This is a genomic window from Pseudomonas sp. JDS28PS106 (genome assembly GCF_036706555.1).
GTDB lineage: Bacteria > Pseudomonadota > Gammaproteobacteria > Pseudomonadales > Pseudomonadaceae > Aquipseudomonas.
The window spans coordinates 21,799-36,853 of the sequence record NZ_JBAJGT010000010.1; the positions used below are offsets into that span (position 1 = coordinate 21,799).

Annotated in this window: 9 protein-coding genes, 1 tRNA gene and 1 pseudogene; 5 read left to right on the top strand and 6 right to left on the bottom strand. The window is 60.0% G+C overall.

All coding sequences use genetic code 11. The annotated features are described in order from the left end of the window. Nucleotides 1-141 precede the first annotated feature (141 nt). The gene (locus TRP66_RS16770; protein ID WP_333405039.1) at nucleotides 142-1,353 is read left to right on the top strand and encodes a sugar transporter; all 1,212 of its coding nucleotides are present in this window, start codon (nucleotides 142-144) and stop codon (nucleotides 1,351-1,353) included. A gap of 51 nt (nucleotides 1,354-1,404) precedes the next feature. On the opposite strand, the gene pcsA is transcribed toward TRP66_RS16770, so the two are convergent. After that, complete coding sequence (gene pcsA / locus TRP66_RS16775) at nucleotides 1,405-2,124, bottom strand: phosphatidylcholine synthase (protein WP_333404788.1); 720 nt, start codon at nucleotides 2,122-2,124, stop codon at nucleotides 1,405-1,407. A 111-nt stretch (nucleotides 2,125-2,235) separates the two neighbouring features. Beyond that, nucleotides 2,236-4,236: an alkaline phosphatase D family protein gene (locus tag TRP66_RS16780; RefSeq protein WP_333405041.1), complete on the bottom strand. Its 2,001-nt coding sequence runs from the start codon at nucleotides 4,234-4,236 to the stop codon at nucleotides 2,236-2,238. A 305-nt stretch (nucleotides 4,237-4,541) separates the two neighbouring features. Here TRP66_RS16780 and TRP66_RS23645 point away from each other — a divergent pair. Next, a pseudogene (locus TRP66_RS23645) lies at nucleotides 4,542-5,324 on the top strand (MCP four helix bundle domain-containing protein); the annotation flags it as partial. Next, on the top strand, nucleotides 5,319-6,182 hold the full coding sequence (locus TRP66_RS23650; protein ID WP_442965216.1) for a methyl-accepting chemotaxis protein: 864 nt from the start codon (nucleotides 5,319-5,321) through the stop codon (nucleotides 6,180-6,182). The pseudogene TRP66_RS23645 and the gene TRP66_RS23650, both read left to right, overlap by 6 nt. 286 nt (nucleotides 6,183-6,468) lie before the next feature. On the opposite strand, the gene TRP66_RS16790 is transcribed toward TRP66_RS23650, so the two are convergent. From TRP66_RS16790 to TRP66_RS16805, 4 genes are all read right to left on the bottom strand, one after another. Then, on the bottom strand, nucleotides 6,469-7,845 hold the full coding sequence (locus TRP66_RS16790; RefSeq protein WP_333404792.1) for a c-type cytochrome: 1,377 nt from the start codon (nucleotides 7,843-7,845) through the stop codon (nucleotides 6,469-6,471). An 11-nt stretch (nucleotides 7,846-7,856) separates the two neighbouring features. Beyond that, nucleotides 7,857-9,626 (bottom strand): GMC family oxidoreductase, encoded by a 1,770-nt coding sequence (locus tag TRP66_RS16795; RefSeq protein ID WP_333404795.1) that lies wholly within the window; start codon nucleotides 9,624-9,626, stop codon nucleotides 7,857-7,859. Nucleotides 9,627-9,660: 34 nt separating this feature from the next. After that, nucleotides 9,661-10,380, bottom strand: a complete 720-nt coding sequence (locus TRP66_RS16800; protein WP_333404797.1) for a gluconate 2-dehydrogenase subunit 3 family protein — start codon at nucleotides 10,378-10,380, stop codon at nucleotides 9,661-9,663. 577 nt (nucleotides 10,381-10,957) lie between these two features. Continuing rightward, nucleotides 10,958-11,034 (bottom strand) — tRNA-Met (locus tag TRP66_RS16805). Nucleotides 11,035-11,412: 378 nt separating this feature from the next. Here TRP66_RS16805 and TRP66_RS16810 point away from each other — a divergent pair. Both TRP66_RS16810 and TRP66_RS16815 read left to right on the top strand, forming a co-directional pair. Further along, the gene (locus TRP66_RS16810; RefSeq protein WP_333404799.1) at nucleotides 11,413-13,470 is read left to right on the top strand and encodes a methyl-accepting chemotaxis protein; all 2,058 of its coding nucleotides are present in this window, start codon (nucleotides 11,413-11,415) and stop codon (nucleotides 13,468-13,470) included. A 245-nt stretch (nucleotides 13,471-13,715) separates the two neighbouring features. Then, nucleotides 13,716-14,723, top strand: coding sequence for a glycosyltransferase family 2 protein (locus tag TRP66_RS16815; RefSeq protein ID WP_333404801.1), 1,008 nt, complete (start codon nucleotides 13,716-13,718; stop codon nucleotides 14,721-14,723). The last annotated feature ends 332 nt before the right edge of the window (nucleotides 14,724-15,055 follow it).

Here is a 15,055-nt window from a genome sequence, read left to right on the forward strand (position 1 = left end):
CATCGCTCGCGACACTCGGTGCAAACCTTGAGTGGCGGTTTTCGCGTTGCCGTGTGGCTGCTTTGCATGCCTGATTTTGCTGTCCAGGTGCCACGTGCAGGAAGCGCGTGGTGAACGACCTTTCTTTGAGCGCTGCCCCTCCTGATGAATACGCCCCCCAATGAACATACCGGAAGCTGGCTAGGCGTGATCGCGCTGGCGCTGGCGGCCTTCATTTTCAATACCACCGAGTTCGTGCCGATTGGCCTTCTGACCAATATCGGTGCCAGTTTCGACATGACCACCGCGCAGGTAGGGCTGATGCTCACCATTTACGCCTGGGTCGTGTCGCTGATGTCGTTGCCGATGATGCTGATCACGCGCAACATCGAGCGGCGCAAGCTGCTGATGGGGGTTTTCGCCGTGTTCGTGGTCAGCCATGTAGTCTCGGCGGCCTCCAACAGCTTCGCCCTGTTGCTGGTCAGCCGGGTCGGCATTGCCTTTGCGCACGCGGTGTTCTGGTCGGTGACCGCCTCGCTGGCGGTGCGCATCGCCCCGCCGGGCAAACAGGTTCAGGCGCTGGGACTGCTGGCGACCGGCACTTCACTGGCCATGGTGCTGGGCATTCCCTTGGGCCGGATGCTGGGCGAGGCGCTGGGCTGGCGGACCACGTTCCTGAGCATCGCCGCGGTGGCGGCGGTCGTGGTGGTGCTGCTCAGCCGGGCATTGCCGGTGCTGCCAAGCCAGAACTCCGGCTCGCTGCAAAGTCTGCCAATGCTTTTCAAGCGTTCGCGCCTGATGGCGGTCTATCTGTTGACGGTCATCGTGGTGACCGCGCATTTCACCGCCTACAGCTACATCGAACCCTTCACGCAGAACGTCGCCGTGCTGAGCGGCGAAATGACCACATTCCTGCTGTTGCTGTTCGGCGGCGCGGGGGTGATCGGATCGGTGCTGTTCAGCCTGCTGAGCAGCCGCTTTCCCAATGGCATGCTGATCGGCGCCATTTCGGTGATCGCATTGTGTCTGCTGATGCTGCTGCCGCTTTCCGGCCATATCCAGGCGCTGGGTACGCTGACGGTCATCTGGGGCGTGGCGATCATGTGCTTCGGCCTGTTGCTGCAAGCGCGTGTACTGTCGCTGGCGCCGGATGCTACCGATGTCGCGATGGCGCTGTTCTCGGGCATCTTCAATATCGGGATTGGCGGCGGAGCACTGCTTGGCAGCGTGGTCAGCAGTCAGCTGGGGGTCGCCAACGTCGGCATCGTGGGCGGCTTGCTGGCGGCGGCGGGGCTGTCGCTGTGCTGCTTCAGCACCTGGTATTTCGGCAAGACCCCGGTGGTCATGCAGGCAGACGCGGACGCGAAGTCCTGATCGGGAGAAGGATGCGCCGGCCGGAAACGCATTCCGGCCGGGCGGGGTTGGTCAGGCCTTGAGCCGGCCGATCCATTCCAGCGACGTGCGCCAGATGCAGATGCCGAGAAAGTAGGCCGACATAGTCAGCCACAGGCCCATGACCACGGGACCGTTGTGTGGGTGATTGATGATCAGCAACGCACTGCTCAACAGCCATACGGTCGTCACGGCAATGTTGATCGGCATGAAGCGACGTACCCGAAACGGGTGCAGGAACTTCATGCGGGTCAGGGTCAGCAGGGCGAGAGCGATGATGGTGATGAAGGTCAGCCATGGCTCCGGCGACAGGATGTACAGACAGAGCGCGACCACATTCCAGGCCGCCGGAAAACCCTGGAAGTAATTGTCCTTGCTCTTCATGTCGACGTTGCAGAAGCAGAACAGCGACGACACCAGAATCACCGAAACGCTCAGCAGCAAGGTGTAGTCAGGAACCGGGATGTATCGATAGATGAACAGCGCCGGTATGAAGACATAGGTCAGGTAGTCGATCACCAGATCCAGCACCGAACCGTCGAAATGCGGCAGGACCGACGTGGTATTGACCTTGCGCGCCAGCGAGCCATCCAGACCGTCAACGATGAGCGCGGCGCCCAGCCACAGGAGGCAGGCCTTGGGCTCGTTGTTGAACAGCGCGATGGTGGCGAGAAACGCCAGGACGACGCCGGTGGCGGTAAAGCCATGCGCCCCCCAGGCGTTGAGTCTGGCTATGCGTTGGTTGGTTATCACGGGGCGCTCTCCACGGAAAAATACTGTCAGGGTTCAGAGGGTGCTTCAGACACCTTCCTGGCCGTAAACCCGACCGGTAACCACTATCGACCCGGTAACCGGCGAGAAGGTTCAGCGATGACTATCGCTGGTTTCCCGTTCATTTTCCATAAAACGGGGCTGCGCGTCGGTCCGCTCGTCTTGCGGCTGCTCGACCTCGACGAAACAGGTAGGCGGCGTGCCGTTGGCGTTGAGCTGATTGATCAGCACCGGCTGCCCGGTTTCATTGAGGAAAACCTGGCCGACGCCCGCCGAATTCCATAGCCGCTCGCCGGCCTTGCTGTGCTCGGGAATACGCGGCACGACTTTCATCAGGCGACGTTTGGTAAACCAGTTCAGCGGCGAGCGGGGAGAGTACAGCCAACGGTTGAGCCGGTCGAATGTATCCAGCAGCCTGCGGGGAAATTCGTTCTTGATGCCGCTGCTGGTGATCTGCCAGATGCGCGGCCCGCCGCTGCGGTGGCGGATCAGGATTTCGTAGACGAACGAATAATGCACGTCGCCCGAAAGGATCACGTAGTTACCCGGGGTCCGCGAGTGCCGGAAGATATTCAGGATCACCTGCGCCGCGCCCCGGTGCGCCATCCAGTTTTCCGCGTCCACCAGCAGAGGGTAGCCACACCAGCTGAATACCCGCTGGATGGCCTCGATCAACTTGACCCCGAAGACTGGCGCCGGAGAAACGATGATTGCGGACTTGTGGTCGAGCAATTCATGTTGCAGTTCGCTGAGCGCTTCCCAGTCCAGCAGGCCGGAGGGGTGATTGAAATTCGATTCGCTGCGCCAGCGCCGGGTACGAGTGTCGAGCACCACCAAGGCTGGCTCGCTTGGCAATACGTAATGCCATTGCTGGAACGCGAGCAGACGGGTGATCAACACATCCTGGCTCTCGGTCTGCCAGTCCTGTCCCGCGCATGCCGCCTCGGCACTCAGCTCCTGAGTCTGACGGACCAGTTCCGGAAACACATCCGGATTGTTGCCCCAGCCCTGACACAGCAGATAGGCGATCAAGGCATTACCGATGATGCGCCGTGAAAAAGGATGGTTGTAGGCGGTGTCCTCCCAGTTCGCCGACAGATTCCAGTCGTCGGTGATGTCGTGATCGTCGAAGATCATCATGCAGGGCAGGTGCGCCATGGCCCGTGCCACGCCGTTCAGGCCTTTCCGGAACGCCTCGACCTGCAGGTGCTCACGTTCCCAGCGCTCACGCTCGCCGGGTTCGAAGCGCGGCGGGGTTACCTCGATGAGAGCCCACGGTGTGGGCGACCAGACCAGCAGGTACATGGCCATCACTTCGGCGAAAGTGACCAGATGATTGTCCGCCGTGCTGCTGGTGAACACCGGCTTGCTGGCGCCGCCGAAAAAACGCTCGCGCAGCGTGTCGTTGCTTTTGAGGGCGGGCAGCAGGTCGGCGCGCTGATAGTAGCTGGCCGGGTGCTGGTACAGCTCGTCACTGTGACTGACCACCGCACCTTCCAGGGTTTCGCCGAACAGACCGAGACGTTGGATCAGCGCGTGAATCGCCCGCAACATGGGGCCGGCCACATCGTCGGCGTAAATCTGATCGCCGCTCATCATCAACAGAGCCGGACGATCCTTCGGCGCCTGTTGACCGGCCAGCAGGCGGTCAACGCACAGAAGACCCTCGGCCGAGCCGTGATGAGGCTTGCGGCAGGATCCGTGCAGCAATTGATCGATCCGGCTACGGACAACGAAATTGGGCAGGTCGTTACCGGCGTACAACAGATGCGGTGCCCACTGAGCGACTCCGCCGGATTCGCCGTCGATCAGCAGGTCATAGTCGATCAGCGTGTCATGGGGCAATGCTTCACCGAGACGCACATCGATCAAGTGCACGAACGCATGACGGCCCACGGCGACGACCTGACACTTCTCCGCGTCCAGAACGTAGTCCGTGAATCCCTGGCCTTGCGCACGCAACCGCAGCGTCAACCGCAATGGACGCGACCCCACCAGCCACATCACTACGCGCTCCGATTCCTGACGACGCAGCACAGGGCCGGCAAGCACAGCGGGAAGAGGGGACGACTGATCGGGAATGGACGCAGGTATCACGGCTCACAGGCTCTGGCTGACGAATAACCGCCGATGGTAGCCCAAGGACTGTGAAAAAATCCTGATCCAGTGCTCTGCAGGAGCCAGCGGGCGGCGATCCGTCTTGCTGGCGATCCAAGTTCAATCGCCAGCGAGCTGGCTCCTACAGGCGCACGTCAAGCTAGGAAAATATGTAACCAAACGCCGATGAACTGCCTACAGCCGTTGCCAGACAAGCCGATAGCAGGTTTGACGCCACTTGATTGCGCGTTTCCCTCCCGCACGTTTGCTCAGCCCTTTCGGCTGTTCCATAGGTAATTCGGATGAACTGGTTCTACAACGCCAAGCTTTCGACCAAGCTTTTCATTGCATTTGCGCTGTGCGCGCTCATTACGGTTGCGGTCGGTGTGATCGGCGGCCGGGGCGTCGAGGCGATATCCGCCAACATGAAGTCGGTTTTCGACAACAACCTGGTATCGATTTCCAAGACCAGCGTGGCTAAAAGCAATTTCATTTCTCAGAACCGCGATCTCTACCGTTACCTGTCAGCGGTGGCAGCCAATGCACCGCAGACGCTGAAAGACGAGATTCTTGCCAGCATGCGGGAAAACCGCGCTGCCACCGAGAAATCCTACAAGGAATATCGGGCTACTCCGCTGGCCGATGACGAGCGTGCTGCGGGTGATCAGATGGATCGCGACTGGCCGGCCTATCAGGCGCTGCTCGACCGGATCATGACGCTGATCAACGCAGGCGATATCCCGGGTGCCAGAGCACTCATCGCCAGTGACATGCACCAGAGCTATCGCCAAGTGATGGAAGAGTTCAACGTCATGGTGAAGTCCAACGCCCGCCAGGCCGAAGAGGCTTCCGTGGCAGCGACTGAGACCGAAGCTTCCGCTCGTCTCAACCTATACGTTGGCGTGGGCCTGGCATTCCTGGCCGCCTTTATCCTGGGCATGTTCATCAGCCGCGCCATCAGCCGTCCGATTGCCGAAGCCGTGGTCAGCGCTCAACGCGTCGCCAGCGGTGATCTGACTCAGCCTATCGTCAGTACGCGTCGCGACGAAGCGGGTCAATTGCTGTCGGCGCTGGGTGATATGCAGACCAGCCTGAAGAACACCATCCAGCAGATCGCCAGCGCAGCCGACCAACTGGCCTCGGCGGCGGAAGAGCTGAACGCCGTCACTGAAGAGAGCAGCCGGGGCCTGAATCGCCAGAACGATGAAATCCAGCAGGCCGCTACCGCAGTCACCGAAATGACCGCGGCCGTGGAAGAAGTGGCGCGCAATGCCATGTCCACATCCGATGCATCGAAGCTGACCAGCAACGAGGCCGCGACCGGCCGCGACCAGGCGCGCGAAGCCGTCAAGGCAATCAACACGGTTAGCGCCGAAATCAGCTCATCCACCACCATGGTCGAAGAACTGGCCGGTCAGGTTCGCGATATCGGCCAGGTGCTGGACGTGATTCGCGGTATTGCCGAACAGACCAACCTGCTGGCGCTCAACGCAGCCATCGAGGCAGCCCGCGCCGGTGAACAGGGTCGTGGTTTCGCCGTGGTCGCCGACGAAGTTCGCGCCTTGGCCGCCCGTACCCAGGCATCCACGGGCGAAATCGAGAACATGATCGGCACTGTGCAGAACAGCGCCGATCAGGCCGTGCGCGCCATGGGCAACAGCCGGACCCTGGCCAGCAACACCCAGTCGCTGGCCCAGGCCACCGGTCAGTCGCTGGAGCGTATCGCTCAGAGCATCGCGGAAATCAACGACCGCAACATGGTCATTGCCACCGCCTCCGAAGAGCAGTCCCACGTGGCCCGTGAAGTGGATCGCAACCTGATCAACATCCAGGACCTGTCGACCCAGACCGCCGCAGGCGCACACCAGACCAGCGCCTCTAGCCAGGAACTGTCGCGTCTGGCGGTGTCGTTCAACAGCCTGGTGGGCAAGTTCAGTATCTGATCTGGCAGTTAACAAAAAGGGCGGCCCTGTGCGAGCGGAGCCGCCCCATCGCCTGTAGGAGCGGATTCATCCGCGAAAAATGTATCAGACGCAGTCAATGTGTCGTCCTTCGTGAGCTTTCGCGGATAAATCCGCTCCTACGGAAATCGCGTGTTTACTCTCAGTGGGAGCCAGCTTGCTGGCGATGAGAATGACGCGGTCTGAGGGCGGAACAGTGCGCGATTGGACGTACGACGCTCACCCACAAAAAAGCCCGCACATGGCGGGCTTCTCTGTTTACGGTCGGTTACCGCTCGTTACTGGCTTCCAGCTTTTTCTCGGCCACAGGGTGGCCTTTTTCCAATGCTGAACGCACTTCCTTCACCTGCTTCTCGCTCACGGCAGAGGCCTTGTTCGACCAGCCCTGGCGCAGGAAGGACGCCAGCTCGGCAACCTCGCTGTCACTCAGGCGCTTGGCGAAACCTGGCATCGGCAGCACCGCGGGGGCACGCTCGGTGGACGGTGTCTGCGCGCCGGCGAGGATCACATGGATCAGCGCTGTCGGGTTTTCGGCGTTGATCACCGAAGCGCCGTCCAGACGCGGGAAGACCCGCGAAGCGCCTTCGCCTTTGACGAAGTGACAGGCGTTGCAGTTATCCAGGTACAGACGCTCGCCCAGGGTGAGGTCCTTGGCAGCGGTCAGCTTGGCCGCGGTGGCGTCGCTGCGCTGCGGCTCATGCTGGTAAACCGCTTTGCCGTCGGACGCCAGGGACTTCAGGTAGGCAGCCATGGCGTGCAGGTCCTCGTCGGACATGTGCGAGGTGCTGTTGGCGATGACGTCGGTCATCTCGCCGGCAACCGCAGCCTTGCCGTTACGGCCGGTACCCAAGTAGTCGACCAGCTCTTCCTGCGACCAGTGCTTCACGCCGCGCAGTGCCGGCACTGCCCAGTCGTTGAGCACAGCGCCAGTCAGGTAGTCGGCGTCTTTATCTTCGAGGCCTTTTTCCTGCATGGTCAGCGCGCGTGGTGTATGGCAGGAGCCGCAATGGCCCAGGCCTTGTACCAGATACGCACCACGGGCGATCTTCGCTTCGCTGTCGGACTTGGCGGCAGCGAGTGGAACGGCGACCGACTCAGGGCTTGGCGAGAACAACGTGCGCCAGTACGCCAGCGGCCAGCGGATCGACAGAGGCCACGGAATGTCGTTGGCCTTGTTCGCCTGCTTGACCGGCTCGACGCCCTTCATGAAGTAGGCATACAGCGCCTGGGTGTCTTCGTCGGTCACGCGGGCGTAGGACGGGAAGGGCATCGCCGGATACAGCGCGCTGCCATCATGGCCGACGCCACGGCGGACCGCGCGCTCGAAGTCGCCGTACGTCCAGTCGCCAATACCGGTTTCCTTGTCAGGCGTGATGTTGGTGGCATAGATGGTGCCGATCGGCGAGGCGATACCGTGACCGCCCGCGAAAGGTTTGCCATCGTGGCTGGTGTGGCAGGCCACGCAGTCGCCGGCGCGTGCCAGGTATTCGCCTTTCTTGATGAGTTCAGGCGTCACTTCCTGAGTCATCTGCGCCGAGGCATCGCCCGAGCGGTTCAAAAAGACGCTGACCAGCCAGCCCAGCAGCGCGATCACCACCGCGGCAACGATCAGTCCCAGCAACAAAGAGCGGGATTTGGATTTCATGGTCTCGCTCCTTATGCCTGAACCAGCGGGCCAGGGTTTTTCAGGTACTGATCCTTGATGGCCTGGGCCGAGAACAGCGTGAGGGCGCCAATGAGCGCGGTCGGGTTCGCCTGGAAGTTCTGCGGGAAGGCGTTGCCGCCTGGAACGAAGACGTTATGCACGTCCCAGCTCTGCAGGTAGCGGTTGAGCGCGCTGGTCTTGGGCGAATCGCCCATGATTGCGCCGCCCACGTTGTGCGTCGAAACGTACTTGGTGATATCCCAGTGCGAATCCATGCCCAGGAAGCTTTCGCTGTAGCTGTCCGGGTTCAGTTCCTTGGTGATGTCCAGCACGATCTTGCGCAGGTACTGCTGCAGCTTGAGTTCGTTCTGTTTCCAGTCGAAGGTGATGCGCAGCAGCGGCAGGCCCCACGGGTCCTTGTAGGTCGGGTCCAGGTCCACGTAGTGACCGCGATACGACATGCAGCCGGTGGAGATGCTGACCTTCATCGAATGGCCGTACCAGTCCTGCATGCCGTCTTTCCAGCCCTGACCCCAGGCCGGAGTGCCGGCGGGCAGCGAGGTGCCGATCGGCGTACCGGTGGCTTGCGAACTGTGGATCTTGGCGCCGCCGATGAAGCCCAGGGAAGGACCGTCGAAGTTGCCGGGCGAGACGTCGTTGAACATCTGGCCAGTGGCGCCGGCGGTAGCGAACGGGTTGAACTCCTTGTCCTTGAAGAACAGGGTCGAACCGCCGTTGCTGAGGAACGCGTAGTTGCGGCCCACGGTGCCCGTCTCGGTGATCGGATCGTAGGGCTTGCCGATACCGGACAGCAGCATCAGGCGCACGTTGACGAACTGGAAACCTGCAAGCACGACGATGCCGGCCGGCTGGAACACGATATTGCCGTCCTGGTCGGCGTAGGTTACGCCACGCGCGGTCTTGCCGTCCTGATGCAGTTCGACTTTAAGCACGTTGGCGTTGCACTTGTAATCGAAGTTCTTCATGCGCTTGAGCGAATCCATCACCGCGGTCTGCGGCGAAGCCTTCGAGTAGTTCAGGCATGGGTACTTGCTGCAATAGCCGCAGTAGTTGCACGGCGCGATCTGGTTGCCGTACGGGTTGGTCCAGGCACGTGACACGTTTGCCGAAGGGTTCGGGAACGGGTGGTAGCCCAGCTTGCGCGCGGCGTCGGCGAACATCTTGTTGTTCAGCGTGTCTTCCAGTGCGGGCAGCGGGTACGGGTTCGAGCGCCGGCCTTCGAACGGGTCACCGCCTTCCATGATCTTGCCGTTCAGGTTGCCGGTGTTGCCGGACAGGCCACAGATCTTGTCGAACTTGTCCAGGTACGGTTCGATCTCGTCCCAGGTGAAGGGGTAGTCGCCGATGCGCATGTCGTCCTGCAGAATGCCGGGCTTGTAGGCCTGGTCCGCATACGTCTTGAGCTTGATGTCGGTTTCGGTCGGCCGGATCAGTACGCCGGTCCAGTGCAGACCCGAACCGCCCACGCCGGTGCCGGGCACGAACGCGCCCCACTTGCGGGTCGGCAATGCGACGCTTTTTTCGTTGTGGCGAACGGTCAGTGCGCCGTCTTTCGGGGTGACCATGATCTTGTTGCGCACGCCATAAGCGTACTGATCGGCTGGCTTGGGATACGTAAAGTCGGCGTTGGAGCGATCTTCACCGCGTTCCAGGGCACGTACTTTCAGGCCTGCCTGAGCCAGCTCGATGCTCATCAGAGAGCCGGCCCAACCCAGGCCGACGACGACGACATCTACTTCGTCATTGGTAATGTTTGCCATAAAAAACCTTTGCTGAATGCTTGGCGAATAGGGATCAGCCGCGATCGCCGCTGAGACTGACGGGCCCGAGCGGGTACTTGACGTTGTGCTGTGTCACCCATTCCAGGTAGCTGGCGCGCGCACCCGGGAAACCGATGGCGATCCAGGCCTTCATGCCCTTGTTGCCACCGTAGATCGGGTCGGAGAGATAGCCCTGCTGGGCATGAGCCAGCATTTCGCCAAAGAACAGCTTGGACTTGAGGATGTCTTCGCCGTAAGCCTTGAAGTTCACTTCGCCGGACTGCAGCTTCTTCAGCACACTGTCCTGGGTCGCCGCGTCGAGCTGGGCAAAGCTCTTGCCATGCTGCTCCTGACACCAGGCGTCAGCCGCCTTGATGCCATTGCGGTAAATCTGCTGAGGGGTGTACGGAATCTGATAGCCCAGATCAGGCGATGCATCGATCTGGAAGGGGCCTTCGAGGTAGATTTCGCTGCCCAGATCGCTTGCCAGTTGCTGGTCTACGAATACCGGAACGTTGGTTTCCAGTGCGCCAGGACCACGGCCGCCGGCCGGAATCATGCGATCGCATGCCGCCATGACGAATGCCCATTCGGCAGGGGTGAAGAAGGTCGGACGGTACTCTTCAAGCTTGGGAGCCACCATTTCAGCGGCTTCAGCGGCGCTCAGGCCTTTGACGGCGACGCCTATCGCAGGCAACGCGATCAGCGAGGAAAGCAGAAACTTCCTTCGTGACGTAGGTTTATTCAACAGCATGTACGGCCCCTATGACTGCTCACAAGAAAAACCCCGGGGCGATGCAAGAAGCCTGTAACGCTGTGCGAACCTTGAGCAACGTAAATAGCGGGCAGCCGAAAGCACCCTGGCTTGAGGGGCGTGTGCGGCGGCTTGTCAGGTTCCAGAGTTTTTCGAAGAACGCGGGCGGGAGTCTTCCAACCGGCTACCGCGTTCGAGCGCTTTGCGCTATCCGGAACAGGGCTGGCAGACCTCGAGGACTGCTCTAATTGTGGTCGTTTGCAAAAGGCGGCTGAAGAACAGCATTCGTCAGCACAGCATTGAGGTGCGGTACTTGAGTACCGTCTGCTCATCACGGGGCTTTGATGCTAACAGGTTTGAAAATAGTGCGACAAATTATTTCTTTGTGACTGTCAACGCGATCGGTTGTCGCAGGCGGGAAGGTGCGGGTGTGGCTTTTTCGCGGGACGCAGATTCCGGTATTCCGGAAGAGATCATCATAAAGGAGGGCAAAAGTTCGAACGCCAAAAACAAGAAAGCCCGCACGAGGCGGGCTTCTTGATCGCTACGAGACACCATGCATCTCGTAGCAGGTACTTGGTGGCTACACAGGGACTTGAACCCCGGACCCCAGCATTATGAATGCTATGCTCTAACCAACTGAGCTATGTAGCCAAGTGGCGCGCATTATTCGTGGATAACGGCAGAGTGTCAAGCATTGTTCTGAAAAATATTTGCGTGTGATCAATTGGTTAGCTCGGAAGGCCGGTTTCCCGGCATTCGACCGTGACGAAAAGCCCGACTCGTGTTTCCTCCGGTGACGATTTTGCCGGCGTGCGTATTGGCAGTCCTCCCGGGCGCCAGCTTCCCTCATCGCTGGCATTCTCTCTGCGTCGGGCTTCTGGCGCCATATCCTGCACGATTTTCGGTGGTGACCGTACTAAAGGTCCGGTTTTTGCTTTGTCAGAAGTAGGAATGGCAATTTGCCTTCAGCTTTTGGATCTAGCGTCGTTTGCATCAGGTGGTCCTGTGCAGCGTTTTACAGGGGAAATCATGAACAGTCTTTTGTCGCCGGGTATGCGCCTGATGGGGCGCTTTCAGTTCGCCCGCAAGTTCCAGATGCTGTTTCTGCTGTTCATGTTGCCTTTACTCGGCAGTATCTGGGTCATCGCCGAAGACTACCGCGACAAGCTGGCGGTCATTTCGGGCGAGCGCTCGGGTACTCGTCAGCTTCGGGCGCTGGATGACCTGGACACTCAATTGTCGATGCAGCGGGACCTTGCCGCGCGCTGGAAGGCGGCCGATATCCTGCGTGAGCCGACCCCCGAAGCGCGCGCGGCTATTGCATTGGTCGATGCGGGCAGCCCCAGAATCGTGCAGGCAGTCGAACAACTTGGCACCGTATTGGCGCACGAAGGCGCCAGCCGGGATGCGATGGCCCGTTATGATGTCGTAAAAGCTTCGACCGGCGGCATGGATACAGCGTCGCTGAGAACCGTTGGCTGGTGGCCGGATGGTTATGACCGGTTCACCCGGGCATTGAGCGAAGTCCAGGCGCTGCGCGAGCAGATCGGCATGGACAGCGGCCTGATGCTCGATCCAAGGCTTGAAACCTACTTGCTCATGCAGCTTGCCACCCAGCAGATCCCTGATCTGGTCGAGCGCATCGGCCGGATGGCCAGCATCGGGCAGACATCCGTGGTATCCGGACAGTTCAGCCTGCAAAGCCGCTTGCAGATGCGCGACTTGCGCAGTCGCATCGACGACGCCCGTGAGCAGATGCACAAGGCAGGGGCGCTGTTGATCTCCCGGCTTCCGCCCGAACTCGCGGGATGGGCCGACCATTACCAGACGACCCTGACCACGCTTGACGCTGAACTCAAGGTGCTCGACGACGGTGTCTTCGGCGGGACCATCAAACTCCAGCCCAGCGCCTTCGAGCGCAGTATCGATACCATGCTTGGGGCGATGGCGGAGCTGCGCAAGCAGTCGCTGACTTCGCTGGACGATCGTCTGGACTACTACCGACAAAAGGCGACTGTGGCATTCATTCCCCTGGCTGCTGCATTTACCGTACTTTTACTGGCCGCGCTCTATCTGTTCGCCTGTCTGCAGGCGTCGATCCGTCGTAGCGCGAGCGGGATCACCACGCTGGCCGAATCGCTCAGAGACGGCAATCTGTGTGTCGAGGTATCGGTTCAGGGACGCGACGAGCTGGCGTCCATCAGCAAGGCGCTCAACGTGGCGGTCGTGCAACTGCGGGCGAGTCTGCTGGGAGTCAATCAGGAAACGCGGCGGGTCGGGGAGGCCGTAGACACGCTCAGCGCTCAGTCCAGCGGCACGCTCAATGAAGTGGAAGACCAGCAACAGCAGATCAGCCAGATCGCGGCCGCGGCGACCGAGCTGGCTGCTACATCCCAGGGTGTGGCGAAAAGCTGTGAGGAGGCTTCGGATAGCGCGCGTCAGACCCGTCAGATCGCCGAAGAAAGCAGCCGTGACAGCCAGCGGACGACCCACAGCATTCAACAGCTCAATCGGCGCTTGACCGACACCGCCGCTGCGTTGAGTCGCGTCAGCGAGCAAGGGCAACAGATCCAGTCGGTGGTGGATGCCATCCGTGGTATTGCCGAGCAGACCAACCTGCTGGCCCTCAACGCTGCCATCGAGGCCGCGCGAGCCGGCGAGCAGGGCCGCGGTTTCGCCGTGGTCGCCGACGAGGTGCGCAGTCTTTCGCAACGCACCCAGGCCTCCACCGCGCAGATCGCTGGCACGGTCGACAGCCTGCGCTCGACCGTGACCCAGGCCGTGGACCTGATGGAAGCCGCCTGCGGACAAGCCATCACAGACGCGCAGTCTGTTACCGGCCTGGGCGCGCGCCTGGGTGAAATCGCGTCGGCCGTGCAGGGCGTGACCGATACCCTGGCGCAGATCTCGACGGCAGTCGAGGAACAAGCCGCGACCGCCGACGAAGTCAGCGGCAGTATCCAGCAGGTAGATCAGGCAGCAGGGCGCCTGCTCGAAGGTGCGCGCGCGGTTAACCGGGCAGCGGATACCTTGAGTGAGGGGAGTCGGGCGCTGAATGACAATACGGCGCGGTTCAGGTTGGGGTGAGGCATCGCCGAAGATTTTGGCACGATGGGCTAATCTTAAAGCGGCCCGCGCTGATTATGGCGTCCGCTAGCACGTACTTGCGCCCCCACTTTTTAGTTTGCTTTATAACTACGTAGGAAAGTTCCGTTAGATTTGTAGGTAGTAGGAATAATTTTTCCAAGTAGCTGAATTTGCGTCACATCTACTGACGGACGAGTGGGTAACGGGTAGACTCGCAAACTTTGCGCCTAAAGGCATCGTCAGGAATGCGGCAAACAGTCAAGGGTATCATCAGGGGGGCGGGCACGAGCTTAGAGCCATGCCCTATCGGCATCACGGGTTCCCATAGCGTTACCGGGCGTGTAGCCATTTTGATGTGTACGTTCAATGGCGCCGCCTATCTGAAGGAGCAGCTGGAATCATTTGCGGCACAGACCTTTTCTGACTGGGTCCTTTACGTCTCTGATGATGCATCCACCGATGACACCTGTCGTATTTTGAGCGAATACCAGGCGCGCTGGGGCGCTGAGCGCCTGGTTATCCTCAAGGGGCCTTGCCAAGGATTTGCGAGCAATTTCATTTCGCTCGTTCAACGCCGCGACATAATCGGAGATTACTTTGCGTTCAGTGATCAAGATGATGTGTGGTTCAGCGACAAGCTGGCGCGCAGCCTTTCCTGTCTTTCCAGAGTCGGCGAAACCACACCCGCCCTGTACTGTGCAAGAACCTGTCTGGTAGATGCAGACAATAATATTATCGGCAAGTCGCCTCTGTTCGCCAGACCACCATCGTTTCAGAATGCCCTTGTCCAGAGCCTTGCCGGCGCCAACACAATGCTTATTAACCGAGCTGCACGGGACCTGCTGCTTGAACTGCCTGACGATTCCCCAATCGTCGCGCATGACTGGCTGACATATCTTCTAGTGACAGGGTGTGGTGGAGAGGTCATATATGACGCGCAGCCTGGTCTGTACTACAGGCAGCACGGGGGAAACCTGATTGGAGCCAACGCTACGTTTATGGATCGGCTTGCGCGCTTGCGCGGAATGTTGTCAGGCAGATTCATAAAGTGGAATGACGCTAATCTTCAGGTTCTGTTCGGGATGATAACCAGGCTATCGGAATCAAATAAAAGAGTGCTGGGGGAGTTTGCTGGCGGCCGGCAAGCTCGGTTGTTTAAACGTCTATCTGCTTTACGCCGCGCTGGCGTGTATCGGCAAACTCTGCAAGGGAATCTGAGTTTGTGGTTGGCAATTCTCTTAGGCCGCTTATAAGTTCTTACGGCCCTCTCAGCAAAATACCACGCGAGCTTGATTCATTCGAGCAACGAGTGGTGACGATCATCGGCAGACGACATCTGGACAAGGTCTATACGCTAAAGTAGATCCGAGATGCGCTGAGCCTTGATCTGGCGTCACCTTTCTGCCAAGACTGGATGAGTGCTGCCCGATGGGGTTCTGTCTGCTTTGAGCAAGTCGATTCCTGCACGGTAAGCGCTGATCGGGCTGAGGTGAGCCAGTAGCGCCAGGGCGGTTTGGCCTGCAAGCTATGAAAACGCCATCATATCACCCAACCTTCATACACATTTGGTGTAATATGCCGGCGC

What these genes read in the sequence shown, in the direction of transcription:
- TRP66_RS23650 (WP_442965216.1), top strand. Translation starts at nt 5,319, where the DNA reads ATGCAGACCAGCCTGAAGAACACCATCCAGCAGATCGCCAGCGCAGCC.
- TRP66_RS16790 (WP_333404792.1), bottom strand. Translation starts at nt 7,845, where the DNA reads ATGAAATCCAAATCCCGCTCTTTGTTGCTGGGACTGATCGTTGCCGCG.
- TRP66_RS16795 (WP_333404795.1), bottom strand. Translation starts at nt 9,626, where the DNA reads ATGGCAAACATTACCAATGACGAAGTAGATGTCGTCGTCGTCGGCCTG.
- TRP66_RS16800 (WP_333404797.1), bottom strand. Translation starts at nt 10,380, where the DNA reads ATGCTGTTGAATAAACCTACGTCACGAAGGAAGTTTCTGCTTTCCTCG.
- TRP66_RS16810 (WP_333404799.1), top strand. Translation starts at nt 11,413, where the DNA reads ATGAACAGTCTTTTGTCGCCGGGTATGCGCCTGATGGGGCGCTTTCAG.
- TRP66_RS16815 (WP_333404801.1), top strand. Translation starts at nt 13,716, where the DNA reads ATGCGGCAAACAGTCAAGGGTATCATCAGGGGGGCGGGCACGAGCTTA.